This is a genomic window from Methylobacterium sp. Ger2507 (assembly GCF_055231875.1).
This window is the reverse complement of sequence record NZ_JBUYVC010000001.1, coordinates 2,979,326-3,005,971: the sequence shown is the minus strand read 5'-3', so window position 1 is coordinate 3,005,971 and position 26,646 is coordinate 2,979,326. Positions and strand designations below refer to the sequence as shown.

24 protein-coding genes and 1 riboswitch are annotated in these 26,646 nt (G+C 67.8%); of the genes, 14 read left to right on the top strand and 10 right to left on the bottom strand.

Annotated elements, in window-relative coordinates:
- Positions 1-73 precede the first annotated feature (73 nt).
- The 4 genes from ACV7NL_RS13955 to ACV7NL_RS13940 all read left to right on the top strand — a co-directional run bounded on the left by ACV7NL_RS13955 (position 74) and on the right by ACV7NL_RS13940 (position 5,604).
- A complete protein-coding gene (locus ACV7NL_RS13955) occupies positions 74-3,181 on the top strand; it encodes a penicillin-binding protein 1A (protein ID WP_463355967.1) in 3,108 nt (1,035 codons plus the stop codon).
- Positions 3,182-3,309: 128 nt separating this feature from the next.
- Positions 3,310-3,735: an RES family NAD+ phosphorylase gene (locus tag ACV7NL_RS13950; RefSeq protein WP_463357131.1), complete on the top strand. Its 426-nt coding sequence runs from the start codon at positions 3,310-3,312 to the stop codon at positions 3,733-3,735.
- Between the two features lie 296 nt (positions 3,736-4,031).
- Complete coding sequence (locus ACV7NL_RS13945; protein WP_463355966.1) at positions 4,032-5,093, top strand: hypothetical protein; 1,062 nt, start codon at positions 4,032-4,034, stop codon at positions 5,091-5,093.
- A 241-nt stretch (positions 5,094-5,334) separates the two neighbouring features.
- On the top strand, positions 5,335-5,604 hold the full coding sequence (locus ACV7NL_RS13940; RefSeq protein ID WP_056183612.1) for a DUF6894 family protein: 270 nt from the start codon (positions 5,335-5,337) through the stop codon (positions 5,602-5,604).
- Positions 5,605-5,856: 252 nt separating this feature from the next.
- Here ACV7NL_RS13940 and ACV7NL_RS13935 read toward each other — a convergent pair whose 3' ends face one another.
- Entirely contained in the window at positions 5,857-6,072 is a 216-nt protein-coding gene (locus tag ACV7NL_RS13935; protein ID WP_056487593.1) for a hypothetical protein, read from the bottom strand.
- A gap of 246 nt (positions 6,073-6,318) precedes the next feature.
- Here ACV7NL_RS13935 and ACV7NL_RS13930 point away from each other — a divergent pair, with 246 nt between their 5' ends.
- The 6 genes from ACV7NL_RS13930 to ACV7NL_RS13905 all read left to right on the top strand — a co-directional run bounded on the left by ACV7NL_RS13930 (position 6,319) and on the right by ACV7NL_RS13905 (position 11,833).
- Positions 6,319-6,567 (top strand): hypothetical protein, encoded by a 249-nt coding sequence (locus ACV7NL_RS13930; protein WP_056183609.1) that lies wholly within the window; start codon positions 6,319-6,321, stop codon positions 6,565-6,567.
- A gap of 328 nt (positions 6,568-6,895) precedes the next feature.
- A complete protein-coding gene (locus ACV7NL_RS13925) occupies positions 6,896-7,705 on the top strand; it encodes a Crp/Fnr family transcriptional regulator (RefSeq protein WP_463357130.1) in 810 nt (269 codons plus the stop codon).
- A 42-nt stretch (positions 7,706-7,747) separates the two neighbouring features.
- Positions 7,748-10,075, top strand: a complete 2,328-nt coding sequence (locus ACV7NL_RS13920) for a PAS domain-containing sensor histidine kinase (RefSeq protein WP_463355965.1) — start codon at positions 7,748-7,750, stop codon at positions 10,073-10,075.
- 88 nt (positions 10,076-10,163) lie between these two features.
- Complete coding sequence (locus ACV7NL_RS13915) at positions 10,164-10,985, top strand: heme ABC transporter permease (protein WP_056183605.1); 822 nt, start codon at positions 10,164-10,166, stop codon at positions 10,983-10,985.
- A 63-nt stretch (positions 10,986-11,048) separates the two neighbouring features.
- Positions 11,049-11,225 (top strand): heme exporter protein CcmD, encoded by a 177-nt coding sequence (ccmD, locus tag ACV7NL_RS13910; protein ID WP_082507830.1) that lies wholly within the window; start codon positions 11,049-11,051, stop codon positions 11,223-11,225.
- Complete coding sequence (locus ACV7NL_RS13905) at positions 11,222-11,833, top strand: DsbE family thiol:disulfide interchange protein (protein WP_463355964.1); 612 nt, start codon at positions 11,222-11,224, stop codon at positions 11,831-11,833. Before ccmD ends, ACV7NL_RS13905 begins: the two co-directional genes overlap by 4 nt.
- A gap of 37 nt (positions 11,834-11,870) precedes the next feature.
- On the opposite strand, the gene ACV7NL_RS13900 is transcribed toward ACV7NL_RS13905, so the two are convergent.
- On the bottom strand, positions 11,871-12,587 hold the full coding sequence (locus tag ACV7NL_RS13900; protein WP_463355963.1) for a Crp/Fnr family transcriptional regulator: 717 nt from the start codon (positions 12,585-12,587) through the stop codon (positions 11,871-11,873).
- Between the two features lie 870 nt (positions 12,588-13,457).
- Here ACV7NL_RS13900 and ACV7NL_RS13895 point away from each other — a divergent pair.
- On the top strand, positions 13,458-14,003 hold the full coding sequence (locus ACV7NL_RS13895; RefSeq protein ID WP_463355962.1) for a Crp/Fnr family transcriptional regulator: 546 nt from the start codon (positions 13,458-13,460) through the stop codon (positions 14,001-14,003).
- Between the two features lie 10 nt (positions 14,004-14,013).
- On the opposite strand, the gene ACV7NL_RS13890 is transcribed toward ACV7NL_RS13895, so the two are convergent.
- Together ACV7NL_RS13890 and ftsY are read right to left on the bottom strand one after the other, a co-directional pair.
- On the bottom strand, positions 14,014-14,631 hold the full coding sequence (locus tag ACV7NL_RS13890; protein ID WP_056183647.1) for a septation protein A: 618 nt from the start codon (positions 14,629-14,631) through the stop codon (positions 14,014-14,016).
- A 58-nt stretch (positions 14,632-14,689) separates the two neighbouring features.
- Positions 14,690-16,165: a signal recognition particle-docking protein FtsY gene (gene ftsY, locus ACV7NL_RS13885; RefSeq protein WP_463355961.1), complete on the bottom strand. Its 1,476-nt coding sequence runs from the start codon at positions 16,163-16,165 to the stop codon at positions 14,690-14,692.
- Between the two features lie 41 nt (positions 16,166-16,206).
- On the opposite strand from ftsY, the gene ACV7NL_RS13880 reads away from it, so the two are divergent.
- On the top strand, positions 16,207-16,908 hold the full coding sequence (locus ACV7NL_RS13880) for an RluA family pseudouridine synthase (protein WP_463355960.1): 702 nt from the start codon (positions 16,207-16,209) through the stop codon (positions 16,906-16,908).
- Positions 16,909-16,944: 36 nt separating this feature from the next.
- On the opposite strand, the gene mtaB is transcribed toward ACV7NL_RS13880, so the two are convergent.
- Positions 16,945-18,204 carry a tRNA (N(6)-L-threonylcarbamoyladenosine(37)-C(2))-methylthiotransferase MtaB gene (mtaB, locus tag ACV7NL_RS13875; protein WP_463355959.1) on the bottom strand — a complete coding sequence of 420 codons (1,260 nt, stop codon included), beginning with the start codon at positions 18,202-18,204 and terminating at the stop codon, positions 16,945-16,947.
- Between the two features lies 1 nt (position 18,205).
- Complete coding sequence (gene dapF / locus ACV7NL_RS13870; RefSeq protein ID WP_463355958.1) at positions 18,206-19,099, bottom strand: diaminopimelate epimerase; 894 nt, start codon at positions 19,097-19,099, stop codon at positions 18,206-18,208.
- Between the two features lie 249 nt (positions 19,100-19,348).
- On the opposite strand from dapF, the gene ACV7NL_RS13865 reads away from it, so the two are divergent.
- Positions 19,349-20,083 carry a GyrI-like domain-containing protein gene (locus ACV7NL_RS13865; protein WP_463355957.1) on the top strand — a complete coding sequence of 245 codons (735 nt, stop codon included), beginning with the start codon at positions 19,349-19,351 and terminating at the stop codon, positions 20,081-20,083.
- Between the two features lie 7 nt (positions 20,084-20,090).
- Here the strand turns inward: ACV7NL_RS13865 and ACV7NL_RS13860 are convergent, their stop codons facing one another.
- From ACV7NL_RS13860 to gcvT, 4 genes are all read right to left on the bottom strand, one after another.
- On the bottom strand, positions 20,091-20,603 hold the full coding sequence (locus ACV7NL_RS13860; protein ID WP_463355956.1) for a methylated-DNA--[protein]-cysteine S-methyltransferase: 513 nt from the start codon (positions 20,601-20,603) through the stop codon (positions 20,091-20,093).
- Between the two features lie 61 nt (positions 20,604-20,664).
- On the bottom strand, positions 20,665-23,511 hold the full coding sequence (gcvP, locus tag ACV7NL_RS13855) for an aminomethyl-transferring glycine dehydrogenase (protein WP_463355955.1): 2,847 nt from the start codon (positions 23,509-23,511) through the stop codon (positions 20,665-20,667).
- Positions 23,512-23,798: 287 nt separating this feature from the next.
- On the bottom strand, positions 23,799-24,161 hold the full coding sequence (gene gcvH / locus ACV7NL_RS13850) for a glycine cleavage system protein GcvH (protein WP_247636208.1): 363 nt from the start codon (positions 24,159-24,161) through the stop codon (positions 23,799-23,801).
- A 50-nt stretch (positions 24,162-24,211) separates the two neighbouring features.
- Entirely contained in the window at positions 24,212-25,342 is a 1,131-nt protein-coding gene (gene gcvT / locus ACV7NL_RS13845; RefSeq protein WP_463355954.1) for a glycine cleavage system aminomethyltransferase GcvT, read from the bottom strand.
- A 51-nt stretch (positions 25,343-25,393) separates the two neighbouring features.
- Positions 25,394-25,502, bottom strand: a riboswitch (glycine riboswitch).
- Between the two features lie 264 nt (positions 25,503-25,766).
- On the opposite strand from gcvT, the gene ACV7NL_RS13840 reads away from it, so the two are divergent.
- Positions 25,767-26,558, top strand: coding sequence for an endonuclease III domain-containing protein (locus ACV7NL_RS13840; protein ID WP_463355953.1), 792 nt, complete (start codon positions 25,767-25,769; stop codon positions 26,556-26,558).
- Positions 26,559-26,646 lie beyond the last annotated feature (88 nt).

The window sequence follows — 26,646 nt, the reverse complement described above, 5'->3', positions numbered from 1 at the left end:
TGGCGCCGGCGGTCCCGCTTCGGACCGTGCGGCCGTTGTGCGACACGACCCAACCTCCGGTAGCCCGGCCCGCATGAACATCATTCTGATCAAGCTGTTCGCGACGGCGCTGACGCTCAGTCAGGTCACGACGCGGCCGGATGCGGTGAAGACGCAGTTCGATCCGGTGGCCGACAAGGCCCAGGTGGTGCAGATCCTGCGCGACGGCTGCGCCCACATGCGCAAGGCCTTCGACATCGAGGACATCAACCTCGACGAACTGATCTCCACCGCCATGGAGGACCCGTCCGCCGTGGCCGGTGAGAGCGCGCCCAAAATCCTGCACGGCCTCGACATCGGCGAACTGAACGTCAGCTACCGCCAGTTCTGCAAGGGCGAGACGCCCAAGGATTCGCCCTTCGACGCGGCCGAGGTCATCGCCTTCTACAACAAGGCGGTGGCGGACCTGCCCTCGGCCGAGGCCCTGAAGGAGCGCAAGCTTCCCGGCGCGTCCCTGATCCTCGACGGATCGGGAAAACGCTACGCCGAGGCCTTCGAGGCCAATGGCCGGCGCCTCAGCGTGCCGATCGCCGAGGTGCCCGCGATGGTCCGACAAGCCTTCGTGGCGGCCGAGGACAAGCGCTTCGAGAGCCACAAGGGCATCGACGAGCGCGGCGTGATCCGCGCCTTCATCGGCAATCTCGCTTCCCCCGGGCGCCCGGCCGGGGGCTCCACCATCACCCAGCAGGTGGTCAAGAACCTCTCGGTCGGCGACGACGTCACCTACGAGCGCAAGATCCGCGAGATGATCGTGGCCTCCCGCCTGGAGCACATCCTGGGCAAGCCGCAGATCCTGGAACTCTACCTCAACGGCATCTATCTCGGTCGCGGCGCCTACGGCATCGAGATGGCGGCGCGCAGCTACTTCGGCAAATCGGTGGGCCAGCTCACCGTGCCGGAGGCCGCGCTCCTCGCCGGCATGCCCAAGGGCCCGAACTTCTACAGCCCCGACAAGTACCCCGACCGGGCGCGCGAGCGCCGGGCCTACGTGCTGGCGCGGATGAAGGAGGAGGGCGTCATCACCGAGGCGCAACTCGGCGAGGCCGCCAATGCGCCTCTCGGCCTCAAGCCGATCGAGGCGGCCCGGCGCGATTCGGGCTTCTACTTCGTCGATCACCTGGCCCGCGAGGTGCGGACCTTCGCGGGGGTGGAGTCGCTCACCGCCGCCAGCCACGTGGTGCGCTCCACCATCAATGCCGGCCTCCAGACCGCCACCGAGACGGCGCTGCAGGAGGGGCTCGCCACCTACGAGCGATCGACCGGCCGCGCCCGCTACGAGGGGCCGGAACTCAACCTCGCCGAGGCCGTGCGCAAGCTCGAAGGTGCGGCCCCGGCCGCCGAGGCCTCGCCCCTCGGCGTACCGTTGCTCGTCGGCGATGCGGCCAAGCCCGCGCCGGCTCCGAAAACCCGGGCCGAACGCAAGGTCGCGGCCGCTGCCGAGAAGGCCGCCCCCAGGGTCGAGCGTCCGAAACCGGCCTGGCAACGGGCGCTGGAGACGGCCAGACCCGCGCTCTACGATGTGCACTGGCCGCTGGCGGTGGTGCTCGAGACCGGGCGCGGCGGCAGCGCCAGGGTCGGCCTCGCCGACGGACGCACCGCGAGCCTGGAGCCCGGCCCGGCCCGCGGCAAACTTCAGCCCTACGACGTGGTGCGGGTGAAGCTGCGCGATCCGAACGCGAAGGCACTCCGGGCCGACCTGCGGGTCCGCCCGAGCGTTCAGGGCGCCGCCCTGGTGCTGGAGAACCGCACCGGGCGCATCCTCGCCATGGCGGGCGGCTTCTCCTACCCGCTGAGCCAGCTCAACCGCGTCACCCAGACCGTGCGCCAGCCGGGCTCGACCCTGAAGCCCCTGACCTATCTGGCCGCGCTCAACGCCGGCCTGCAGCCCAACACCCTGGTGCTCGATTCCGCCATCACCCTGCCGCCCATCGGCGGAATCGGCGATTCCTGGTCACCCAAGAACTACGAGGGCATGGGCGCCGGGGCCACGACGCTGCGGCGCGGCCTCGAATTCTCGAAGAACCTCGTCACCGCCCGCCTGCTCCAGGGCGGCATCGCCGACAAGGCCCCGGCCAGCCTGCAAAAGGTCTGCGACCTCGCCCTGGAGGCGCAGATCTACGCCGAATGCGAGCGCTATTATCCCTTCGTGCTCGGTGCGCAGCCGGTGCGCATGGTGGATCTGGCCGCGTTCTACGCGGCGGTGGCCAACGAGGGTGCCCGGCCGGCGCCCTACGCGTTGGAATCGGTCGAGCGCGACGGCAAGGCGCTCTACACCCGCGAGACCCGGGCGCCGACGCGCATCGCCTCGGCGGACCGGGTGGCGTTCTACCAGCTCAAGACCATGCTGCAGGGGGTGACCAACCACGGCACCGCCGCGGCCCTGGCCCGGTTCTCCGCGTCGATCGCCGGCAAGACCGGCACCTCGGAGAACGAGAACGACGCCTGGTTCGCGGGCTTCACCAACGAGATCACCATCGTGGTCTGGGTCGGCTACGACAACGCCGACGGCACCCGCAAGACCCTGGGGCGCGGCCAGACCGGCGGACACCTCGCGGTGCCGATCGCCGGCACCATCCTGCAGGCGGCCTGGGCCAACGGCGTGCCGCGCACCCCCCTCGCCCCGCCCTCGCCGGAGGCGCAGCAATCGCTCGCCGACGCCAGCATCGATCCGCGCAGCGGCGAGCGGGTCGCGGGCAGCGGCTTCCAGGAGCATTTCCGGATCAAGGACGGCCGCATGGCCGACACCCAGTACAAGCTGCTGCCGCGCGAGACCCGCACCGCCATGCGACCCGACCCGGAGGACGGCGATCTCGGCCCCGAAGAGGACGCCCCCGATGTGGCGGGCGGATTGTTCGGCGGCCTCGATGGAGGCAGACGAGCGCAGCCCGATGGTGAGCGACGTCGGGCGCAGCCCGATTACGATCGGCCGGGGGCACCCGCCGACTACGATCGGCGCCGGGCGCAGTCCGAAGCGGATCTGCTCGATCCCTACGGCCAGCGCCGCAACCGCCGGGCGCAATCCGAGACCTACCAGCCCTGGCCGGGCACCCAGCGCTCGCCCTTCGGCGACGACGAGGAGGTCAGGCCGCGCCAGCGCCGCCGCGATCCCGATTACCTGTTCGGCGACGAGCCGCGCTTCTAACGTTTGTCAGGGATCCGTTGTCATCCTCCGAGTCTTGCCCCGAGTCGTCCCGGCCCGAGTCGTCCCGGCCCGAGTTCCGCCCGACCCCTGGCGGTCTCGGCTCGGTCGCGGGCACCTTCTATCGTGCGGTGGCACTGGCTCATGTCGGGGCGGCGCTGTCCGGGTCACAGAGGGCGGGACGATATTCGCGGCCGGATCAGCGCACGCTGTATCTCAGCGCATCGCGGGCCGGGATCGATGCGGCGATGCGCGCCCACACCACGGCGACGGACCCGGAAAAATCCGTTCTCACCCTGTGGGTTCAGGCCGATGCCGTCTTCGATCTGCGCGACCCGGATGCCGCCCAACGCGTCCGGACGATGGCCGGCGAGCCGTTCGGCGACTGGCAGCAGGACCTCGCCAAAGGTCGCGCGCCGTCGTCCTGGCGCGCCCGCGACTGGATCGCCGCCCAGGGCGCGCAGGGCCTGATCGATCCGTCGCGCAAGGCGCCGGGCCTGTGGCACCTCGTCCTGTTTCACTGGAACGTCCCGGGCGCGCCGCTGGTGCGCTTGTGACCGGTCGGCCGGGTGCGAAAGCCGCCCCGCCCGACGCGACGGATCGCGTGCCGGCGCCGGACTCCACACCCCTCCTCCGATTCGACGGCATTCCCACGTCTCGCGGGCTGCGCCGGTCCCGCCTCCTGGAAGGAGGGGGAGCCTGGTGGGCCTTACGCTCACCCGGAGGTGAGCGCCATCACACGGTCTCTCGGCGAAGTTAGTCTCGTCAAAGTCGTGTGAATCCAGTAGCCCCCGACTTCTGAGGCCCCGACGTGAACAGGCAAGTTTTGGACAGGCACCTTTCGCATGGGCGAATGCCCGCAACCCTTCTCCTGGCCCTCGCCCTGACGGGCGCCGGCACCCTGCGCCCGGCCCTGGCCCAGGACGGCATGAAGCTGCAGGCGCCCGCGAGCCCCGCGGGTAGCGAGCGGATCAAGGACGTGCCCGCCATCGAGGCGGCCGGCGTGACCAGCCTGAAGCCCGGCACCATCCTGTTCACCGACCATCGCGACGATCCGACCAAGCCGGAGAACGGCCTCGTGCCCTACCTCGACTGGGGCAAGCTCCGTCCCGGCGAGCGGGCGGCGCTGGCGCCGCATCCGGGCTACGTCGAGCCCGACTACATGCAGACCCTCAACGGCGTCGCCAAGCGCCGGCACGAGACCCTGAAGGTCTACGTGGCGCAGGGGCGCTTCGTGGTGGCGAAGGCCCCGGAGAGCATCGACCTCGCCGCTTACGCCACCCTCGGCTTCGTCGCCAAGATGGACCCGGTGATCAAGCACAAGGCTCTCAACCCCGCCGACGCGACGCCGAACAAGGACCCGGCCGCCGCCTTCGCCAAGCGGCCCGACCGGCCCTGGTGCGAGGCCGGCACCACCTGCATCGAGTCGCGCTACGATCTCGAAGGCAAGCTGCCGCTCGGCGTGAAGCTCGCCAACCGCCTGGAGGACGGAGCCTCGAAGAAGATCGCCGAGTTCGTCTCGTTCCAGAGCGAATTGCGCACCCTGCCCCCGGCGGAGACCGCGACTCTGGCCAGCCTCACGAAGATCGACACGCCGGTGACCGGCGGGCTGGAGCAGACGATCTTCTGGGTCAACCAGATCCTGCGCTTCGGCAAGTTCCTGGCGGTGTTCCAGCCGATGCCGGGCGATCCGGGCAAGACCGTGGTGACCACCTACGTGGCGCTGGCGATCAAGGGCGACGTCCTTGACCGCAAGCAGGAATACGCGCGCGTGCCGGTGCTCAAGAACCTGCTGCCGGCGCAGGTGCTGATGGGCAACTCGTCTTTCAACACCGGCACCTCGATCAGCGCCGGCCTGCCGACCTACGCCCGAAACCGCATGATCGCCTTCGCGGATGCGCTGGCGAAGAACTGAGCGGTCGATCACGTCACCGTTCCTCATCGAAGACATCATGAGGAACGTTCAGGGTGTCTTCAACGATGCTGCCGCTCGCCTATCCGCCTGCGACACAGCGTCGATCTGACGATCGGATCAACGCATGAAATAGCGGCATAGAGAATACCTGCTCACGGTGCGGGCAATCGCGCGCCCTATCACCGGCATGCTCGCGAGTGAGAGCGCAGATGCTCCCGCCTCCCCGTCACCGAGGCAGGACATGCCGCGCTTTCATTTCAACATGCACGACGGGAAAACGTGGTTTGATCGCATCGGAACGGAGCTTGATAGCCTCGATGCGGCGCGGATAGAGGCGATCGGCGTCGCCGGCCGGATCATCCTGGAGAACGCCGCGCATGTCAGCTCGTGCCGGGAGTGGCGGCTGGAAGTGACGAATGCGCAGGGTTTGGTCATGCTCTGGCTCGACTTCAGCGTGATCGAGTCGCCGGTCGTCTCGATTTCCGGCCACAGTCAGACGGACCACTTCTAGGTCTTTCGGGACGTTCCTGGCGGCGCGATCCCTGCCTTGTCCTCGCGGGCGCCAGCCTCCCGCGCGGCTTCGATGAAGCGGCGGTTCATGCTCCGCGGGCTCGACCGTCTCGGCACCGAGCCGGAGCGCGCTTTGGGACTTGAGGTCGGCTTGGCCTGGAGGCGGGCTTGGCCTGGAGGCGGCCTCGGCGAACCCGATCGCCGAGGCATCGGTCTCACCCAGCCCCCGGGAGGGGTGAGACCGACCTTCGCCTCAGTTTCCGCGATTGGCGATCGAGGGCATCGACGGCTGAGTGTATTGGCGGTTGACGTCGCGGCGGGTCTGGGTGCCGTTGGTGTTGCTGGACTGGCGATAGTTGCTGGCGTCGAAGGCGTCGGAGACGCCGCCGCGCCCGCTCGGGCTGTCGCTGTTGCAGGCGCAAAGGCCGCCCAGGAGGGTGGCGGCGAGGGCGAGGGGGGCGAGGCGCATCGGTGGAGATCCTGGTGGGAAAGCGGTCTCCGTGGTGCTGCCCGGCCCGCATCCCCGTCAAGCCGGACACCGCTCGACAGGGCCAAAGCCTAACGAATCGTCTCAGGTTCCTGCCGCACTGATGTCGCCGCGACACGAAAACGCTCACCACCTCGGCAAGGAAGCGGCCGAATGGGGGGTGAACGTGTGGAATCCGAGGGCCGTCAGGCTGGCGCTTTGGCCACGAACACGCGAGACATAGCGTCGATGAGCAACGTGGTCCCCTTCCTCCGACGCCCCCCCGCTCCCGCGGTCGTGGTCACCGACGTGGTGGCCGTCGCCGACGATCTCTTCGCGCTCCTCGAGCAGCTGGAGATCGTGAGCGCCCGGGCCGCTGCCATGGGGCGCCCGGCCCGCGAGGTCGAGCGCACGGTCCAGAACCTCCTCGACGCCGTCACGGCGGTCGAGCGCGCCCTCGACTGCATCGGCGAGGGCGACGAGGCCGGCCAAGCCTGATCGGGACTTGGTCGAGGCTTGGTCGAAGCCTGTCGGTTGGCCTGAACCTTTTTGGTTCAGCCCGCGTCGAAGCGCGACGACCGATCCGACCTCGGTTGCGGCTGCCAAGACTGCGTGTGTCAAGATTGCGCGTCGGCGTCGGAAGCCGAGACTTCCCAGACCTGCACGACACCGGCATCCGATGCTTGGACGGCCTCAAACAGGTCTTTCCGCGCAGGTTCCCATCAAAACGACAAAATTGTCTCAGCTAGGGTCTACTTACAGACAGACGGATGCGACGGCTGTGCGCTAGAGGCCGGAGAGACATACGGTGAACACAGCGCGTCGCATGAGTCCGGCCCTCGATCCTCTCACGGGCAATCTTCTCCTCGACGGCCTGCGGCCCGAGGATCGTGCGCTCCTCGAACCTCACCTGACGCTGTCGCGGCGCGAGCGGGGCCAGTCCCTGTTCGAGGTCGGCAGCGACGTCACCGCCATCGCATTCCCATGCCGTCAGGCGGTGGTCACCCTCATCGTCGCCATGCGCGACGGCCGGAGCGCAGAGGTCGCCACGGTGGGCCGCGAGGGGGCCGTCGGCGCCATCGTCAGCAGCGGCTTCCTGCCGGCCTCGACCAGCGCCGTGGTGCAGATCGGCGGCCCGGTCCTGCACCTCGACGCCCTGCGCCTCCAGGAGGCCAAGCGGCAGTCCCCGGCCCTGCGCAACCTGTTCACCCGCTACGGCGACTGCCTGCTCGCCCAGGTTCTGCAATCGGTGGCCTGCAACGCCCTGCACCCGATCGAGGCGCGCTGCCTGCGCTGGCTCCTGACCCTGCAGGACCGCATCGGCACCAACGTCCTGCCGGTCACGCACGAACTCCTCGCCACCATGCTGGGCGTGCAGCGAACCTATCTCACCCGCATCCTGCACGCGCTGCAGCGCCAGGGCCTGATCGAGGTCGGCCGCGGCCGCATCACGGTGCAGAGCCGGGTGCTCGCGGAGAGCGCCGCCTGCGAATGCCACGGCGTCGTCCGTCGCCACTACGAGACCGTGCTGGGCGCGGTCTACGACCCCGGAGGGATTCTGGTCGCGGTGGAACCGCCGCCCGGCCAGCGCGAAACCGATCTGCACCGGGAATTCGCGACCCCGGAACCGGCCTGACCCCTCCCCGCCTCGAGATCCCGAATCCCCGCCCCTTTCCCGATGAAGAAGCGCGCTGTTCCCACGCTGCCCGGCCAGCCCCCGGAGGGGCCGTCCCTGACCAACGGGGGCGGTCTCCTGCCCGGCGCACTCGACCGCGCCGACGAGACGCTGTGTCTCAGGCTGGCGGTCGAGTCGGCCGGCATCGGCATCTTCGATCACGACCTAGCCACGCAGAGCCTCCACTGGGACGCCCGGATCCGGGACCTGTTCGGCTTGGGAGCGGAGGACCCCGTCACCTATCGGGAGACCTTCCTGAACGCGCTGGCCCCCGAGGATCGTGCGGCCGTGGAGTCGGCGATGCGGGGTGCCCTCGACCCGGACGGTGCCGGGACGTTCGACTGCGAGTTCCGTGTCGCGACCTCGACGCGACCGCTTTGGATATCGGCGCGCGGCCGACGCGTCCCGGCGGCCGACCGATCGGTCCGTCTCGTCGGCACGATGCGCGACATCACCGATGCCAAACGCGCCGAAATCGCGCTGCGCACCACGGAGGAGCGCTACCGTCTCGCCGCCCGCGCCACCAACGACGCGATCTGGGACTGGGATCTCGCCACCGACACCGTCCAGTGGAACGAGGCGCTCACCACCGCCTACGGCTGGGCGCCGGATCAGATCGAGCCCACCGGCGCCTGGTGGCTCGGCCGCCTCCATCTCGACGACCGCGCCGCTGTCGAAGCCGACATCCGGGCCGCCATCGCGGGCGGCGCTGAGGCCTGGAACCACGATTATCGCTTCCTGCGCGCCGACGGCACCTACGCCGACGTGCTCGACCGCGGCTACGTCGTCCGCGACGCGGCTGGCCAGCCGATCCGGATGATCGGAGCGATGCTCGACCTCACCGCGCGTAACCGCGCCGCCGCCCAGTTCCGGGCTGTGTTCCAGGGCGCCAATATCGGAATCGTCCAGTTCGATCCCCGCACCGTCCGCGCCTTCGCGGTCAATGCCAAGCTCTGCGAGATCTGGGGCGCGCCGGAATCCGAGATCCTCGGGCAGTCCCTCGCGCGCTGGACGCCACCGGAGGACGACGACGCCCGGGTCGCCCTGCACGAGCGCCTCTCCACCGGTCAAACCCTGCAACTCCGTCTGGAGAAGCGCTACCGTCGCATGGACGGAACCATCATCTGGGCACGGGTCAACCTCGTCTCCCAGCGACTCGGCGACGATGTCCACGCCACCGCGATGATCGAGGACATCACCGAGGAGAAGCGGGCCGATGCCCGCCGCGAGGCCCTGATCGCGCTCAGCGACCGCCTGCGTGAGATGCAGACCCACGCCGACGTGGTGACGACCACGGCCGAGAGCCTGGGCCGCACGCTCGGCGTCACCCGCGCCGGTTACGCCCAGGTCGATCCCGGCGGTCAGATCGCCGCGTTCAACCCCGACTGGACCGCCGAGGCGCAGGACGATCCGACCCGTGCCCTTGGCCTGCCGACGCCGTCCCGGTCGACCCTGGCCGCGAGCATCGAGCGTCTGGCGCGGGGCGACGTCATCAGTGTCGGCGACATCGTGGCGACGCCGGATCGCGTCGACGATCCAGAGGGCTATGCCCGGCTCGGCATGCGTGCCGTGATCAAGGTGCCGGTTCTCCGGCGCGGCCGTCTGGTGGGTATCCTCTACGTCCTCGACCGGCAGGTCCGCGACTGGAGTGCGGGAGAGATCACTTTCGCGCGCGAGGTGGCCGAGCGCGCCTGGGGCGGCCTGACCCGGATCGAGGCCGACGAGCAGCAGCGCACCCTCAACCGGGAACTCAGCCATCGTCTCAAGAACACTCTGGCCATGGTCCAGGCGATCGCCTCGCAGACCCTGCGCAACGTCACCGACATGGATGCGGCCAAGGAGGCGCTGGCCGCCCGCCTCATCGCCCTGGGCAAGGCGCACGACATCCTGCTCGCCGGGGTACATGAGAGCGCCGACATGGAGGCGGTGATGCGCGGTGCGCTCGCGATCCACGATGACCGTCAGCCCGGGCGTTTCGACTTTGTGGGCCCTTCGATTCTGCTCGGATCGAAGGCAGCCCTGTCGCTGGCGCTGATGCTGCACGAACTGGCCACCAACGCAGCCAAGTACGGTGCTCTTTCGCTCCCCGACGGTCGAGTCAGCCTCGCCTGGACGATCGAGGAGGCGGATGGTGGCCCAACCGTTCGATTGGCCTGGTCGGAAGTGAACGGGCCACGGGTGACGCCACCCCTGCAGAAGGGTTTCGGCTCGCGCCTGATCGAGCGCGGCCTCGTCGGTGCCGTCGGCGGCACCATCAGCCTCGACTATGCGCCTGCGGGCTTGATCTGCTGCGTGGTGGCACCGCTGGCTGGCTTCCAGGCGAATGGGTAAGTACGCGGACAGACCGAGGCGGGACGGGCCGCCTGCGCGTAACCCCCACATTGCCGCCGCACCGCACCCTGGGGTAGAGGGCGCAACCATGTGGAATCGCCTCGCTCATCCCGGTCACTTCCTGCGCTGGACGCAACCCGTGATGCCCTGGCTCGCCGGGGTCTCAGGATTGCTCCTGATCGTCGGTCTGTCGCTCACGTGGTTCGTCGTCCCGCCCGATTATCAGCAGGGCGAGACCGTGCGGATCATGTACATCCACGTGCCGGCAGCCTGGCTCGGCGTCTTCTTCTACGGCGCGATGGCGGTGTCCGCGATTGGAACCCTGGTCTGGCGCCACCCTCTGGCGGATGTGGCCCAGCGCGCTGCGGCGCCGATCGGGGCGGCGTTCACCCTCATCTGTCTCGTGACGGGGTCTCTCTGGGGCAAGCCCATGTGGGGCACCTATTGGGTCTGGGATGCGCGTCTGACCTCGATGCTCGTGCTGTTCCTGATCTATTGCGGGATCATTGCGCTTTGGCGGACGATCGAGGATCCGAACCGGGCTGCACGCGCGATCGCCATTCTCACCCTGGTCGGTGCTGTGAATCTGCCGATCATCAAATTCTCGGTGAATTGGTGGTCGACGCTTCACCAGCCCGCATCGATCATGCGCATGGGTGGCTCATCGATCGATCCGAGCATGCTCTATCCCCTGCTCGAAATGATTTTGGCCTTCACGGTGCTCGGGGTGACCCTGCACCTCTCTGCCATGCGCACCGAGATCCTGCGCCGCCGGGTTCGTGCCCTGACCCTGCGCGAGGCGGAGCAGCTTGATGCGGGGATGTCCACCGGAACCGCCGCCTCGGTCGCGCCTGGACGCAGCATTCCCCTGAGTCAGGCGCCAGTCGGGCGCGTGGCGCAAGGCCTGTGAGGACGGCGCAGGTCCTCACGAACAGGTCGGATTTCCTGCAACGCTGATGGTGAAGTTTCGATCATGAACGTTGGACCGCATGCCGGTTACATTTTCGCCGCCTATGCCTTCACGGCTCTGGTGATCGGCACCTTGATTGCGCGCGCTCGACGGGATCACACTGCCCAGAAGCGGGCCCTTGCGCGTTTTCAGGATGGGTCGCAGGGGGGATCGCAGGACGGGGCGGGAGTGCGCCCATGAGCCCGATCGACCCTGCCACGCATCGGGCGGAGCCCGCGCGCCGCTCGCTTTTGGTGATCCTGCCCCTCGTCACCTTCGCGGTCCTGGCCGCGATCTTTTTCCTGCGTCTGCGCTCGGGCGCGGACCCCGCAGCGATTCCGTCCGCGTTGATCGGTAAGCCGGCCCCGGAATTCGTTCTTCCCGGTCTGCCGGGTCTGGCCACCAACGGAGCTTCAATCCCCGGCGTGTCTCGCGCCGACCTTCTGGGCAACGTTACCGTCGTCAATTTCTGGGCATCCTGGTGCGCCCCCTGTCAGGTCGAGCACCCGCAACTGATGCGGCTCGCACGCGAGCCGGGCGTGCGCCTGGTGGGCATCGCCTACAAGGATACGCCCGAGAACGGCCGCCGCTTCCTGACCCGGAATGGCATACCGTTCCAGGCCGTGGGGTTGGATACGGAAGGGCGCACTGGGATCGATTTCGGCGTCTATGGCGTGCCCGAGACGTTCGTCATCGGGCCTGACGGCACGATCCGTGACAAACTCGTGGGCATCCTCACACCGGAGAGTTATGCCGGCGTGCTCGACAAGATCCGGGCCGCCGGAACTGCGCCGGCGTCGTCTCGCTGACCCGATAGAGCCGCGGACGAATCGGGCACCGGAACGCTCAGCGTCCAGTGCGGATCAGGCGCCCATATTCGATCTCCGGCACGCCGTAGCTGTCTCCCGCCGCGGTCTTCAGCTTCTCCCGATCCAAGACCTGGATGTGCGAGCGCCGGGCCTTGATCATGCCGCCCCCCTCGAGGCTGTGGATCGCCGTCGTGACGCCTGGCCGCCGCACGCCGAGCATCGTCGAGAGGAATTCATGGGTCACGGGAAACTCGTCCCCATCGACCCGATCGTGGCACATCAGCAGCCAGCGCGCGAGGCGCTCCTCCAGGGTATGGCTGCCGTTGGAGAGGGCCGTGCCGGCGGTCTGCATATGGGCCACGTAGGCGTAGTTCGCGAAGGTGCGTCGCAGGTTCGGCCGTTCCTCGATCAGGGTCCGGAAGCTTGCGGCATCGATCCGCAAGGCCTCGCACTCGATCTGCACGAAGGTCTCATGCGGTGTTCGGTCGACATCGAGCAGTAACGGGACCCCGACCATACCCTCGCGTCCGGTGATGCATACCTCGATCCGGCGCCCTTCCGGAGTGGCGGCAATCTCCGAGGCGATCCCGGCTTCCAGGAAATACACGTGGGTGATCGTCTTGTTGCCGGCGATCAGGATATCCCGCCGGCCGAGCATCACGCTCTCGGCGACAGCCTGAACGGCCCCATAATCATCACCACCCAGGATGCTGAGGAGCTGGTTTCGGACATATCGCTGAGACGGCACCGGCATGAAACGTAGCGGCTCGATAGAGCAGCCATCGTACGTTTTGCTGCTCGGGAGGAGGGATGGATGTCCCTCATAGCTGGATCGGGGTGTGAAGGAACCGCACAGTCCGGGGTCTGTACTATGTCGTACAATCTCTGGCTCTGGACCTTGTCTGCGCTGGGGCCCCACAGTCCGCTATCGTACGTGAAAACAGAGACATCCGTGTCGGATCTCACCTGCTCTTTCAGCGAGCGCGAAGGAGTCATCCTCTCCTGAAGCGCGGCGCTTCAGGTCGTGCGCCTCCCCGATGTCGGCGTCGCGTTTCGCGATCTGGTTCCGCTCATGGTCCGAGCCCACAAGCCCCTTGTCCGTCGCTTTATAAGCCCGGGTCACGTCTACTGCTGAAGGCCATCACCGTTGTGGCCGTGACTACCAAGTCTCACCGAAAGCCGGCACACAATCCCCGCGAGTGAACTTGCGGAGAAGCTGTGGCCGGCGATCGCGGCGAAAAATCGACGAAAATCGATAATACTTAGGCTATTTCGATCTTACGGTTGTAATTCATATTGTAATATCGAAGTTTGTCTGAAATCGGACAAAAATATAAGTCCACGTTCTCTTCCCTGTGTTAAATTCGTGTGCCATGTCCACTGCGTTCCCTGAAATGAATTCAGGTTGCGGGTGACCTTGCGTTTGCACTCCCGCCTATTGAGTGCCGGAGTTGTGGCGTCGTTCATCGTTCAATCTGAGGTCCGTAACCGCCTCCTTCGCGCATTGCCGCCGCTTGAGTTCGAGCGTCTTCAATCGCATTTCGTCCGGTGCTCGCTCGATCAGGGTGCCGTCCTCGAGGCACCTGGTGTCACGATCCGCGCTGCGCATTTCCCGGAACCTGGCATGATCTCCGTCGTCGCGCACGGCGCGGATGGAACCCAGGCGGAAGCCGGCATCGTCGGGCCGGAGGGCATGACTGGCATCACCCTGCTGAACGGCGTCGATGCCTCGCCCCATACGGCTCTGGTTCAGGTGCCGTGCCGAGCCCTGCGGATCGAAGCGGATGTCCTCCGGGGCGTGCTGGCTGAGAGCCGACCCCTGCATGATTACCTGTTGCGGTATGCCCAGGCCTTCGCGGTGCGGCTGGCTCAGGCCGGTCTCTGCAATGCCCATTTCACCATTGAGCAACGCCTCGCGCGCTGGCTTCTGATGTGCCACGACCGTGCCGATCGTGAGGATCTGCCGCTGACCCACGAGATGCTCTCGCTGATGCTCGGCGTGCGACGGGCGGGGGTGACCACCGGTCTGCGCGTGCTCGAACTCACCGGGGCCCTGAAGACACGGCGCGGCGGCGTCGACATCAGGGACCGCACGGCGCTGCTGGAGATTGCCGGGGCTTCCTATGGGGTTCCCGAACTCGAATATACCCGAATCCTAGGAATCCCCTGATGGGGTCCGGTCAGACCGGGTCTGCGCCGGGCTCCTTGCGCTCGTAGCGCATCAAGAGGGGCGTCTGGGCCAATGCGAAGACAATGGTCAGCGGCATGATGCCGAACACCTTGAAGCTCACCCAGAAATCCTCCGTCTGGGTTCGCCACACCACCTCGTTCAGGACCGCCAGTACCAGGAAGAATACGCCCCATCGGAAGGTGAGCTTGCGCCAGCCATCCTCGGTCAGGGTGAACATCGAATCGAGCACGACCGACAGCAGGGATTTTCCGAACGCGAGACCGCCGAGCAGCACGAGACCGAACAGCGTGTTCACGATGGTGGGCTTCATCATGATGAAGGTCTTGTCCTGCAGCGCCAGAGTCAGGCCGCCGAACACCACCACCACGACGCCCGAGACGAGCGGCATGATGGGAAGCCTCCGCATCAACGCGTAGTGGATTGCCAGCGCCACCACGGTCGCCGCGATGAAGACTCCGGTGGCCACGAACAGCTTCTGGTCGGGGTGAACGCCGAGGCGCTCGGCATAGGCATTGCCGAAGAAGAAGACCATCAGCGGCCCAAGCTCGAGCGCGAGCTTGAGCAGGGGCGGAAGATGGCGGCGCGGGGGAATGGCTTCGATCTGCATGGTGTCCATATCTATAGCAGTCCCGGCCGTTGTGGGCTGTGACGTGGCGCTCGGTCGCCTAAATGGCGTCGAGCCCGGCGATGGCGCGGGCGAAATCCCGGGCCTCGAAGGGCTCGAGATCTTCAACGCCCTCGCCGACCCCGATGAAGTGGACGGGGAGGCCGAACTTGGCCGCGAGCGCGACCAGGATGCCGCCGCGCGCGGTGCCGTCGAGCTTCGTCATGACGAGGCCTGTGACGTTGGCGGCCTTCGAGAACAGCTCGACCTGGCTTAGCGCGTTCTGACCCACGGTGGCGTCGAGGACGAGGAGGACGGCGTGGGGGGCCTCCGGGTCGATCTTGCGGATCACCCGCAGGATTTTCTCCAGTTCCGCCATCAGGCCGGCCTTGTTCTGGAGCCGTCCGGCGGTGTCGATCAGCAGTACGTCGGTGCCCTGTGCCCTGGCAGCCTCATAGGCATCGAAGGCGAGGCCTGCCGCGTCCGCGCCCTGGGCCCTGGCGATCACGGGGGTCTGCGTGCGCTGCCCCCAGACCTTGAGCTGCTCGATCGCCGCGGCCCGGAACGTGTCGCCCGCGGCCAACATGAGGGAATGACCTTCCGCCTTCAGCTTCATCGCGAGCTTGCCGATGGTGGTGGTCTTGCCGGCTCCATTCACCCCGATCATCAGGATCACGAAGGGCTTCTTCGTGGTGTCGATGCTGAACGGGATGGCCACGGGGGTGAGCGCCCGCTCGACTTCGGTTGCGAGGATCTCGCGCACCGCATCCGGTGAGATGCCTTTCTCGTAACGGCCCTTGCCCACGGCCTCGGAGATCCGCATGGCGGTCTCGATACCGAAATCAGCCTGGATCAGGGCGTCTTCCAGTTCTTCCAGCGTATCGGCATCGAGCTTGCGCTTGGTGAACAGGCCGGTCACGCGCTCGGTCAGCGCGGAGGACGTGCGCTTCATGCCTCCGGTCAAGCGGCTCCACCACCCGCGCTTGGGCTCCTCCGCAGCCGCGTCCGGCTCGGGCATGAAGATCTGGGTCGCGACTTCCGGCTCAAGCTTCAGATCCGGTACCTGCACTGGCTCGGACGGAAGGTCCGGTGCCTGCGCGGGCTCGGGTGCAAACGCCTGGGTCGTCGTATCGGCGGCCTCGGCACCCCGGTTCGGGTCGTCACCGGCCGTACCGGCGGGGGGACGCTCCTCGGCACCCTCCACCGGCTGCAGGTCGGCTCCTTCGAGTTCGTCAGGCACCGCGTTCTTGTCCGGCGTCCCTGTGCCGGGCTCGTTCGGCGGCGGTGGCACGTGGGACACATCCGTCGCGGCGGTGGCGAAGTCCGGCTGTCCTTCGGAGAACGAGGCTGGGGATTCGGGTGGGGGGGCTACGGGTGCGACGACAGGCTCAGGCACCGGTTGTGGAGTGGGCGCCAGAGTCCCTGCCGAAGTCGGCTTCGGGTCCGGCGGCTGAACTGGTACCGGTGCCGGACGCGGCTCCTCCTTGGTGCCGAACATCTTGCGCAGCAGCCAGCCCGGCCTCTTGTCTTCGCTCATTCCCGCTTGCTCCCCGGACCCGGCATGGTTAGCGCAGGGCCATGTCCCCAGCCGATGCCCTCGTAACAGACATAGGCGCGCGCCTCCTCTACCGCGATGCCCTGGTGCTCGTCATCGACAAGCCGGCGGGTTTGCCCGTTCATCCCGGGCCGAAGGGGGGCGAAACCCTCACCGACCATCTCGATGCCCTGCGCTTCGGCCTGCCCCGACGGCCTGAGGCCGCGCATCGGCTCGACCGGGACACCTCCGGCTGCCTCGCGCTCGGACGCCACGCCAAGGCGCTGGCGCGCCTGAACAAGCTGTTCGCCGCGAGCGGCACCGTCGAGAAGACCTACTGGGCCCTCGTGGAGGGAGGGCCATCCGACCAGTCGGGTACGATCGATCTGCCACTTGCACGCCGCTCCGACGATCCGCGCTCCTGGTGGATGAAAGCCGATCCGGCGGGCGATCCTTCCCTGACGCGCTACACCGTTCTGGGGCGCGGCGATGGCCTGACCTGGCTCGCCCTCTCGCCGGTCACCGGCCGGACGCATCAGCTTCGCGTCCATTGCGCGGCGATGGGCTACCCGATCCTCGGCGACCCGATCTATGGCGCCGGCCCCCGCAGCGGCGGTCCCGGGCTGCAGCTGCATGCCCGGGCCCTGCGCCTTCCGCTATACCCGAAGAAGCCGCCGATCACGGTGGAAGCGCCGGTGCCCGAGCCTATGCGCTCGAGGCTGGAGACGTGCGGCTACGCGCAGTGAACGGCGGCGCCCGACTGGGGCATCGACGCTCACCCTTCAGGACGCGATGAGCACCCGTCCGTCGTGCCCCGTGATCGTCACATCGAGAAACCGGCCCGCCGGTGTGTCGGACGACAGGCGGACGGGGGTAAACCCCTCGGTCCGCGCGATCCCACCGCGCTCGGTGAGCACCCGGTGGGTGCGCCCGACCTCGCTGGCGAGATGGACCGCCAGGGCGGCTGCGCCTGCCTCTCGCAGGCGGGCCGCGCGCTCCCGGACGATGTCATCCGGCACCGGCGGCATTCGGGCCGCCGGTGTCCCGGGGCGGGCCGAGTACGGAAAGACGTGCAGATGGGTCAGCCCGCACGCGTCCACGAGGTCGAGGGAGCGGGCGAACTGTGCTTCGGTTTCGGTCGGAAAGCCCGCGATCAGGTCAGCGCCGAACACCGCTCCCGGCCGTAATCGCCGCACGGCGTCGCAGAACCGGATCGCGTCGGCACGGGCGTGGCGACGCTTCATCCGCTTCAGGATGAGGTCGTCGCCGGCCTGAAGGGAGAGGTGGAAATGCGGCATCAGCCGCGCTTCGCCCGCAATCGCCTCCATCAGCGCATCATCGACCTCGATGGAATCGATAGAGGAGAGACGGAGCCGGCCGAGATCCGGGACCTGTGCGAGGATAGCCTGAACCAGTCGGCCCAGGCTCGGGGTTCCGTCGAGGTCTCGGCCATAGGCCGTGAGATCAACGCCGGTGAGCACCACTTCGCGGCCGCCGACCGCGACGATGCGGACGACTTGGTCGATGACGTCGGAGATCGGGACGGAGCGCGAGTTTCCGCGCCCGAAAGGAATGATGCAGAAGGTGCAGCGATGGTCGCAGCCGTTCTGGACGGGCACGAAGGCGCGGGTCTGCCCGGCGATGCCGGCGATCCGGGTGGAGTTCGCCCGACGCACCGACATGATGTCGTCGACCTCGATCCGTTCCGTCGAAGTCCGTTCCGCCGGCCACGCAAGTGGGCCCCAGGTCTCGGCGCGACTCTTCGCATCGTTGCCGACGAGACGTGCGACCTCGGGCATCGCCGCGTAGGCGGCGGTCTCGACTTGCGCGCCGCAGCCGGTGACAACGATCTCCGCGCCGGGACGCTCGCGGGCGAGGCGGCGAATGGCCTTTCGCGATTGGCGCCCGGCTTCGGCCGTCACCGCGCAGGTGTTGACGATGACGAGGTCGCGGTGCATCGCAGCCGCCTCCGCATGCTCGCGCATCACCTGCGATTCGACGGTGTTGAGGCGGCATCCGAAGGTCAGGGTTTCCACCGCCATGTCAGGCGGCGTCCACGTGCGAAAACAGCTCGGGCGGGAAGGTGCCCTCCCATTCGAGAGCCACGGGTCCGGTCATCAGGACGTGATCATCGGCGCGCCACTCGATGACCAGGTCGCCGCCCGGCAGGCTTACTGTGGCGCCGCGGCCGATCATGCGCAGGCGCGAAGCCGCCACCACGGTGGCGCAGGCGGCCGTGCCGCAGGCGAGCGTCAACCCGGCCCCGCGCTCCCAGACCCGCAGCTTGATCCGATCCGACCCGCGGACCTGCGCCACCGAGATGTTGGCCCGCTCCGGGAAGATGGGGTGGTTCTCCAGCATCGGGCCGATGCGGGCGAGATCGTAGCTGTCGGGGTTGTGCTCCACGAAGAAGATCGCGTGCGGGTTGCCCATGTTGACGACGCTCGGCGAGTGCAGGACCGGATCGTCGATCGGCCCGATCTGCAGCTCGATCCGCCGCGTATCCTGGAACGGTTCGGCGAGCGGGATCTCGTTCCAGGCCAGTTTCGGCCGACCCATGTCGACGGTGAAGGAGCGCTCGGCAACGCGCTTGACGCCCACCAACCCGCCCTGCGTCTCCAGGAGCAGCCGACCGCTCTCCGCCGGGCGCGCCATGGCCGGATCATCGAACATGGCGTAGGCGACGCAGCGGGTGCCATTGCCGCAGGCACCGGATTCCGATCCGTCCGTGTTGTAGATGCGCAGGGACGCGTCTGTGCCGGGGGTGCGGGCATCATGGATGACCATGAGCTGATCGAAGGCCGATCGTGGATGCTCCGCGATCGCGCGCGCCTCCCCGGGAGCGACCTGCGTGGAGGCTCCGCGCAGATCCAGCACCACGATCCGGTTGCCGGCTCCGTGCATCTTCAGGAACCGTCGATGGGCGAGCTCGCTCATGCCGCCTGGTCTCTTTCGTCTGTCTTCCGGTGTGTTCAATGCCCTAGGGCTATAGGGCAAAGCGCGCTCGCACGCACGGGGGCCAGCGCCAGAGCTGCGTTGCAGAAGCGCCGCGCCCTGCAGGCTTCGTGCGTCGCGACACCCATGATCCCTCGCCGATCGCTCCTGTCGCCACTAGGTTCCTGACCTCGGAGTCGCGTCGCCGATCCGACGTCATCCGCGCCCCAGCGACGTTCCGGAGCCCTCGCCTTGACCCGCACACGTTCCAAGTCGCGTTCGACGCTGCTGGCCCGCACGCTCGCCGGGTGCCTCGCGCTCTCGGTCGCCGATGCTGCCGCACCTGCTCTTGCTCAGTCACCGCCGCCGGCCGCAACGAACCCGCTGCCAACGACCACCAATCCCGATCCGAAGACGCCGGGAACGGCCGATATCCCGGTCCCCGCCCAGGCGGGTGCTGCTCCCTCCGCCACCCCGCCGGATGCGGCACGCGAGACACTGGTCGCGACGCCGGGCGACGCCAACGATGTCGACGAGGTTTCGCTGCCGGCCAAGCCGGCCGCCATCCTGGCGGGCCGGGCCAAGTGGGAGGAGGCGGTGCCGAGCCTGAAGGCCGCTTTCCAGCGGATCGAAGCCGATCTAGCCAAGGCCGGCATTCGGCCGGTGGGCCGGCCGATCGCCGTCTTCGCCAAGACCGACGATGACGGTTTCCAGTACGACGCGATGATCCCGATCGCCGCAATGCCGGACCCGAAGCCGGCCGAAACCGACGGCCTGCGCTTCGGCACCACGCCGAGCGGCAAGGCCCTGCGCTTCCCGCACAAGGGCTCCTACGACGAGATCGACGGCACCTACGAGACTCTGACGGCCTATCTCGATGCCAAGGACGTGGTGGTGCAGGATAGGTTCATCGAGGAATACGTCACCGATCTCAATGACAAGGCGGACGAGAAGCTGGACGTGAACATCTACGCCCTGCCGAAATAGGCGGGTATCAGGGTCGACCTATCTGCTCCAGCTGCGTGCGACCGTGACCGCGTTCGAGTGCCAGCAGGAAGCGCTTGGTATCGAGGCCGCCGGCAAAGCCAGTCAGGGCGCCGCCTGCACCGATGACCCGATGGCAGGGCACCACGATGGGCAAGGGATTGGCGCCGTTGGCCGCGCCGACGGCCCGGCTGGCACGCGGGCGGCCGATCCGTTGGGCGAGTTCGCCGTAGGAGATCGTCTCGCCCGGCGGAATTTCGGTGAGGGCCCGCCAGACCTCGAGCTGAAACGGCGTACCGCGCGGAGCGAGTTCCACCTCGAACCGTGTGAGGCACCCACCGAAATAGGCACCCAACTGGGCGCGCACATCCGGGAAGGCTGCATCGTCCCGTCGCCAGTCGGAACCCACTGTCACAGCGCCTTTGCCGGCGGGGAAACCGATGCAGGCGAGGCGTCCGTCCGCACCCACGAGGACGAGGGTGCCGATGGGGCTGGGCAGGGTTGTGTAGCGCATTCGGGACATGGCCCCTCCTAGCACGGCGCCACGCGCTTGGAATGGAGCAGGTGGCGCCGGCACGCGCGCCCTACTCCGCTGCCTCGCTGTAGGAATCCATCGGCGGGCAGGAGCAGACGAGATTGCGGTCGCCATAGGCGTTGTCGACGCGGTTGATCGGGGGCCAGTACTTGTCCATCCCGAGGCTGCCAGACGGGAAGCACGCGGCCTCGCGGGAATAGGGACGCTCCCAGGTCCCGACGAGGTCCCGGACCGTGTGGGGCGCGTGCTTCAGCGGGTTGTTCGCCTTGTCCATCCGCCCCTCCTCGATGGCGCGGATCTCCTCGCGGATCGCCAGCATGGCATCGCAGAAGCGATCGATTTCGCCCTTGGTCTCGGATTCGGTGGGCTCGATCATCAGGGTGCCGGCCACCGGCCAGGACATGGTCGGCGGGTGGAAGCCGCAATCGATCAGTCGCTTGGCGATGTCATCGACGCTGACTCCCGCGCTTTTCTGGAACGCGCGCATGTCGATGATGCATTCGTGCGCCACGCGGCCTCCTGCGCCGGAATACAGCACCGGGTAGGCGCCCGCGAGGCGGGCCGCGATGTAGTTGGCGTTGAGGATGGCGATGCGGGTCGCCTGGGTCAGGCCGCGCCCGCCCATGAGCAGGCAGTAGCTCCAGGAGATCGGCAGGATCGAGGCCGAGCCGTAGGGGGCGGCCGAGACCGCGCCCTCTTCACCCGTTTGCGGGTCGGAGGGCAGGAACGGGATCAGGTGCGCCTTCACGCCGATCGGGCCCATGCCAGGGCCTCCGCCGCCGTGGGGAATGCAGAAGGTCTTGTGCAGGTTGAGGTGGCTGACATCGGCGCCGATGTCACCGGGCCGGGCAAGGCCCACCAGCGCATTGAGGTTGGCTCCGTCGAGGTAGACCTGCCCGCCATGGCCGTGGACGATGTCGCAGATCTCGCGGACCTGCACCTCGAACACTCCATGCGTCGACGGATAGGTGATCATGCAGGCAGCGAGCTTGTCCGCGTGCTGCTCGGCCTTCCGGCGGAAGTCCGCGAGGTCGACGTTACCCTGGGCGTCGGCGCCCACCACCACCACGCTCATGCCGCACATCTGGGCCGAGGCCGGATTGGTGCCGTGGGCCGAGGATGGGATCAGGCAGACCGTACGGTGCGCTTCGTTCCGCGACAGGTGGTAGGCCCGGATGGCGAGAAGCCCGGCATACTCTCCCTGCGCCCCCGAGTTCGGTTGCATCGAGATCGCGTCGTAGCCGGTGATGGCGCAGAGCTTTTCGGAGAGGTCGTCGATGAGCGCCCGATAACCCAGTGCCTGGTCTGCCGGGACGAAGGGGTGGATCTCAGAGAATTCCGGCCAGGAGATCGGCAGCATCTCGGCGGTGGCGTTCAGCTTCATCGTGCAGGAGCCGAGGGGGATCATCGCTCGATCCAGCGCCAGGTCACGATCCGCGAGGCGGCGCATGTAGCGCGTCATCTCGCTCTCGGCCCGGTTCATGTGAAAGATCGGGTGCGTCAGATACGGGGAGGTGCGCACCAGGGCTTCCGGTAGGCGGGCTTCGGGCCAGGCCTCGTCGTAGGCCGGGTCCTGGGCCCCGAAGGCGCGCCACACGGCCTGGAGGATGTCGGGGCGGGTGCGCTCGTCCACCGTGATGCCGATGCGCTCGTCGCCGACCTTACGCAGGTTGACGCCGTTGGCCACGGCCTGTCCGAGGATCAGGCTCTGAAAGGCGCCGACCCGCACGGTGATCGTGTCGAAGAAGTGCTCCGGTTCCACCGTGAAGCCGAGGGCTTCCAGCCCAGCGGCGAGGCGCACGGCGTCGCGGTGGACGCGGGCGGCGATGGCCTTGAGACCGCGCGGGCCGTGGAACACCGCGTACATGCCGGCGATGACCGCGAGCAGCACCTGCGCGGTGCAGATGTTCGAGGTCGCCTTCTCGCGCCGGATATGCTGCTCGCGGGTCTGGAGCGCGAGACGGTAGGCCCGGTTGCCGCGGGCATCCACCGAAACACCGACCAAGCGCCCCGGCAGGGTCCGCTTGTGCGCGTCGCGGGTCGCCATGTAGGCGGCGTGCGGACCGCCGTAGCCCATCGGCACGCCGTAGCGCTGCATCGAGCCGATGGTGATGTCGGCGCCCATTTCACCGGGGGAGGTCAGCAGCGTCAGCGCCAGAGGGTCGGCCGCCACGACGGCGACCGCGCCGGCCGCGTGCAGGTCGGCGATGGGCTGTGTCAGGTCGCGGATGCCACCGCAGACGCCGGGATACTGGAAGATCGCGCCGAAGACCTGCCCCGGATCGAGATTGGTCGCGGGGTCGCCCACGACGATCGTCCAGCCCAGGGGCGCGGCGCGGGTGCGCAGCACTGCGATGGTTTGGGGCAGGCACTCGGCATCCACGAAGAAGGTCGTCTTCCCGTTGCCGGCAATGCGCTGGGCCATGCCCATGGCTTCCGCCGCGGCGGTGGCCTCGTCCAAGAGCGACGCGTTGGCGATGTCGAGGCCGGTGAGGTCGCAGACCAGAGTCTGGAAGTTCAGCAACGCCTCCAGCCGACCCTGGCTGATCTCCGGCTGGTAGGGCGAGTAGGCGGTGTACCAGGCCGGGTTCTCGAAGATGTTGCGCTGGATCACGGGCGGCATCGTCGTCCCGTGATAGCCCTGTCCGATCAGCGAGACGAGGAGCCGGTTCTTGTCGGCGATGCCCCGCATGTGCTCGATGACCCGGCGCTCGGTCATGGCGATCCCGAAGTCCAGGCGCTCTTCCTGGCGAATGTCGGCTGGCAGGGTCTCGTCCATCAGAGCGTGCAGGCTGTCCGTGCCCACGACTCCGAGCATCGCGTCGATTTCCTGCGTCGTTGGACCGATGTGGCGGCGGTTGGCGAAATCGTAGGGGTCGTAGCGGTCGGTGGTCATGGGGGCCTCGAATGGTGAATTGTCGGGATTGCGCCGGCGCTCTCACGGGTCTTTGCGAAAGGGAGCGGACGTCGCGAGTGGCGTGTCCGGTAATCGCCTGAGGCGCCGCGTTATCCTGGGTCCGCGCAGCGGAGCCCCGGATCCAGAACCGCATGGGGTGGGCGGTCCAGCGCCGTAGGCGGTTCTAGATTGCACGCCACTGGAGCGCCTCTTGGAGTCCGGGGTCGCCTGCGGCGACTTGAAAGGCGCGCGCAGGGAGACGGTCGTCGTCATGCGCCAGCGGGGCGCTACTTCGCGAAGTCCGCGTAGGCCGCCTCGTCCATCAGCTCGTCGAGGCTGGCGGGATCGTCGAGGCGGATGCGATAGAGCCAGCCGGCACCCTGCGGATCGGCACCCACGCTGGACGGGTCGGCCACAGCTGCCTCGTTAACCTCCGTAACCTCGCCGGAGACAGGTGCGTAGACGTCCGAGGCGGCCTTCACCGACTCGACCACCGCCGCGGCTTCGCCCTTCGTCAGCCGGGCGCCGACCTTCGGCAGCTCGATGAAGACGAGGTCACCGAGCTGCTCGGCGGCATGGCTGGTGATGCCCACCGTGGCCACGTCGCCGGCGCAGTCCAGCCATTCGTGCTCGTCCGTGAACTTCCGCATCGCTCTCTCCTGATTGTTGACATGCGTTGGGGGTCGACGTGAAAGGGGGGTCAGGCGCGCTTGAAGCCCGCCGGAACGAAGGGCAGTGCCGAGACCACGACGGCGAGGCGCTTGCCGCGCACCTCCGCGAAGATGCGGGTGCCGGGGGTGCTGAGCGCTGCCGGCAGGTAGCCCATAGCGATGGGCGCCTGCAGGCTCGGTCCGAATCCGCCGGAGGTGACGTGGCCGATTGCTTCGCCAGTCTCGTCGCCGAAAAGCGGCGCGCCGGCCCGAACGGGCGTCGGTCCCTCGGGGCGAAGGCCGACGCGCTTGCGGGGCGGCCCGTTTTCCAGGGCGTCGAGGACGCGCGCGGCGCCGGGGAAGCCGCCGCTCCGAGCGCCGCCACGCCGTCGCACGGCGGAAATCGCCCAAGACAGCCCGGCTTCTACGGGGTCGATTCCCGCGTCGATGTCGTTGCCGTGCAGGCACAAACCCGCCTCGAGGCGGAGCGAGTCGCGGGCCCCGAGCCCGATCGGCAGCACGGTCGGATCGGCCAGCAGTGCCTCGGCCAGGGCCTCGGCTCGGTCCTCCGGAACCGAGATCTCGAAGCCGTCCTCGCCGGTATAGCCGGAGCGGCTGACGATGGCGGACGTGCCGAGAAGGCCGAGCATCCGCACGTCCATGAAGCGCATCTCCGTCACCTCCGGCACGAGGCGGGACAGGGCCGCTTCGGCGCCTGGCCCCTGGAGGGCGACGAGGGCGCGGGCGAGGACCGTCACCTTGCAGGCATGGGACAGGTGGGCCCGCAGATACGCCTCGTCGGCAACCTTGTTGGCCGCATTCACCACGAGGAAGAGGCTGTCGCCGCAATGCGCGACCATGAGGTCGTCGCGAATGCCGCCGGATGCGTCGAGGAGGAGTCCGTAACGCTGGCGACCTGGCCTCAAGCCGAGCACGTCGATGGGCAGAAGCGTTTCCAGCGCGCGCGCCGCGTCCTCGACGTCGCCGGAATGCGGCGTAAGTCGAATCTGACCCATGTGCGACACGTCGAACAGGCCGGCATGAGACCGGGTGTGCAGGTGTTCCTTCATCAGGCCGGCCGGGTATTGCACCGGCATGGCATAACCCGCGAATGGCACCATCCGGCCGCCATGGCGCAAGTGCAGCCCGTGCAGGGGTGTGCAGGCAACATCAGGGGACATCGGATGACTCCACGACACAAAGCTTCCGGATGCTCGGTTGAGCGTTTCCGGCTGCCCCCATCTGTCGCGGTTACCTGAGAGTTTCTCCCGGGCTGCGAGTGCGGCCCAGGATTTCTCCTTCGGTGGACGCCGTCAGGCGCCTCTCTCCAGATTGTCCAACGATACGGTGATTGTGCCTGAGAGTTTCCGGGGGTGGTTGCTCCGTCGGCGCCATGGTCCGGACGATTCGCTCAGCGAAACTTGCGGCCTGGGCTCTCCCGTATCGTCATTGCTGACCCGGACAAGGTTCCACACCGCACCGCGTCAGACAAGCCGCCCGACACCGCAAGCGTGTGACGCTTGTGGTGATCCGTCATTCCGAATGGTCTGCCGGCAGCTGACGATCGCCTGGGAACCGCGAAGACTCGGCAGGGATTCCCTCCGCATGCCGACCCCATCCGGGCACGACCTCGCCGGCCCCCGCCCTCGCCGGACCCGTTCCTCGAAACCGCCCAAGACGGAGGTCGATCCGGCCCTGACCGACAAGGCCCTGGCGATCCATGCGCGCCTCTGTCCGGTCTATGGCTGTCCGATCCCGTACTTCCACGCGCTCGATCCCTTGAGCGAACTCGTCTCGTCGCTCCTCTCGCACCGGACGCGCAACGCGGATTCGGGACGTGCCTTCAAAGCCCTGCGATCCCGCTATCCCGATTGGGACATGATGCTGGCGGCTCCCGTCGCCGAAATCCAGGCGACGATCGCGGGTGTGACCTGGCCTGAACTGAAGGCGCCGCGGCTCCAGGCGATCCTGTCCGCCGTGAAGGCGCGCCACGGCCGTCTCAGCCTTGACTTCCTCAGGGACATGGCGGTGGACGAAGCCCGGGACTGGCTGGAGACGATTCCGGGTGTCGGGCCGAAGACCAGCGCGGCCGTGCTCTCCTTCAGCGTCCTGCGGATGCCGGCCCTGCCAGTGGATAGCCACCATCACCGAATCGCCCAGCGCACCGGACTCATCGGTTCGCGCGTCGACGTCGGACCGTCGCATCCGATTCTGCGGGCGCAATTGCCCGCTGACTGGAGCGCGCAGGCCCTCTACGACAATCATGAAGTGCTGATGCTGCATGGCCAGCAGATCTGCCACCATCGCAATCCGGCCTGCGGGCGCTGTGTGCTCCTCGACCTCTGCCCCGAGGGGCAGGCCCGAATGGGTGCCGGAGGCGCTATCCGCGAGCCCTGAACGCGGGTGCCTTCGCGGGCCTGGAGCCTTGACCGGTCCCGGCGCGGCGTCCAGAAACCGGCGCTTGGCTGCGGGATTGTTCGCCGGC

What these genes read in the sequence shown, in the direction of transcription:
- ACV7NL_RS13900 (WP_463355963.1), bottom strand. Translation starts at nt 12,587, where the DNA reads ATGCCGGTGCCGTCTCAGCGATATGTCCGAAACCAGCTCCTCAGCATC.
- mtaB (WP_463355959.1), bottom strand. Translation starts at nt 18,204, where the DNA reads ATGGCGGTGGAAACCCTGACCTTCGGATGCCGCCTCAACACCGTCGAA.
- dapF (WP_463355958.1), bottom strand. Translation starts at nt 19,099, where the DNA reads ATGAGCGAGCTCGCCCATCGACGGTTCCTGAAGATGCACGGAGCCGGC.
- ACV7NL_RS13860 (WP_463355956.1), bottom strand. Translation starts at nt 20,603, where the DNA reads ATGTCCCGAATGCGCTACACAACCCTGCCCAGCCCCATCGGCACCCTC.
- gcvT (WP_463355954.1), bottom strand. Translation starts at nt 25,342, where the DNA reads ATGTCCCCTGATGTTGCCTGCACACCCCTGCACGGGCTGCACTTGCGC.
- ACV7NL_RS13915 (WP_056183605.1), top strand. Translation starts at nt 10,164, where the DNA reads ATGTGGAATCGCCTCGCTCATCCCGGTCACTTCCTGCGCTGGACGCAA.
- gcvP (WP_463355955.1), bottom strand. Translation starts at nt 23,511, where the DNA reads ATGACCACCGACCGCTACGACCCCTACGATTTCGCCAACCGCCGCCAC.
- gcvH (WP_247636208.1), bottom strand. Translation starts at nt 24,161, where the DNA reads ATGCGGAAGTTCACGGACGAGCACGAATGGCTGGACTGCGCCGGCGAC.
- ACV7NL_RS13890 (WP_056183647.1), bottom strand. Translation starts at nt 14,631, where the DNA reads ATGCAGATCGAAGCCATTCCCCCGCGCCGCCATCTTCCGCCCCTGCTC.
- ACV7NL_RS13880 (WP_463355960.1), top strand. Translation starts at nt 16,207, where the DNA reads ATGTCCCCAGCCGATGCCCTCGTAACAGACATAGGCGCGCGCCTCCTC.
- ACV7NL_RS13930 (WP_056183609.1), top strand. Translation starts at nt 6,319, where the DNA reads ATGAGCAACGTGGTCCCCTTCCTCCGACGCCCCCCCGCTCCCGCGGTC.
- ACV7NL_RS13925 (WP_463357130.1), top strand. Translation starts at nt 6,896, where the DNA reads ATGAGTCCGGCCCTCGATCCTCTCACGGGCAATCTTCTCCTCGACGGC.
- ccmD (WP_082507830.1), top strand. Translation starts at nt 11,049, where the DNA reads ATGAACGTTGGACCGCATGCCGGTTACATTTTCGCCGCCTATGCCTTC.
- ACV7NL_RS13905 (WP_463355964.1), top strand. Translation starts at nt 11,222, where the DNA reads ATGAGCCCGATCGACCCTGCCACGCATCGGGCGGAGCCCGCGCGCCGC.
- ACV7NL_RS13840 (WP_463355953.1), top strand. Translation starts at nt 25,767, where the DNA reads ATGCCGACCCCATCCGGGCACGACCTCGCCGGCCCCCGCCCTCGCCGG.
- ACV7NL_RS13895 (WP_463355962.1), top strand. Translation starts at nt 13,458, where the DNA reads ATGATCTCCGTCGTCGCGCACGGCGCGGATGGAACCCAGGCGGAAGCC.
- ACV7NL_RS13945 (WP_463355966.1), top strand. Translation starts at nt 4,032, where the DNA reads ATGCCCGCAACCCTTCTCCTGGCCCTCGCCCTGACGGGCGCCGGCACC.
- ACV7NL_RS13955 (WP_463355967.1), top strand. Translation starts at nt 74, where the DNA reads ATGAACATCATTCTGATCAAGCTGTTCGCGACGGCGCTGACGCTCAGT.
- ACV7NL_RS13920 (WP_463355965.1), top strand. Translation starts at nt 7,748, where the DNA reads ATGAAGAAGCGCGCTGTTCCCACGCTGCCCGGCCAGCCCCCGGAGGGG.
- ftsY (WP_463355961.1), bottom strand. Translation starts at nt 16,165, where the DNA reads ATGAGCGAAGACAAGAGGCCGGGCTGGCTGCTGCGCAAGATGTTCGGC.
- ACV7NL_RS13940 (WP_056183612.1), top strand. Translation starts at nt 5,335, where the DNA reads ATGCCGCGCTTTCATTTCAACATGCACGACGGGAAAACGTGGTTTGAT.
- ACV7NL_RS13935 (WP_056487593.1), bottom strand. Translation starts at nt 6,072, where the DNA reads ATGCGCCTCGCCCCCCTCGCCCTCGCCGCCACCCTCCTGGGCGGCCTT.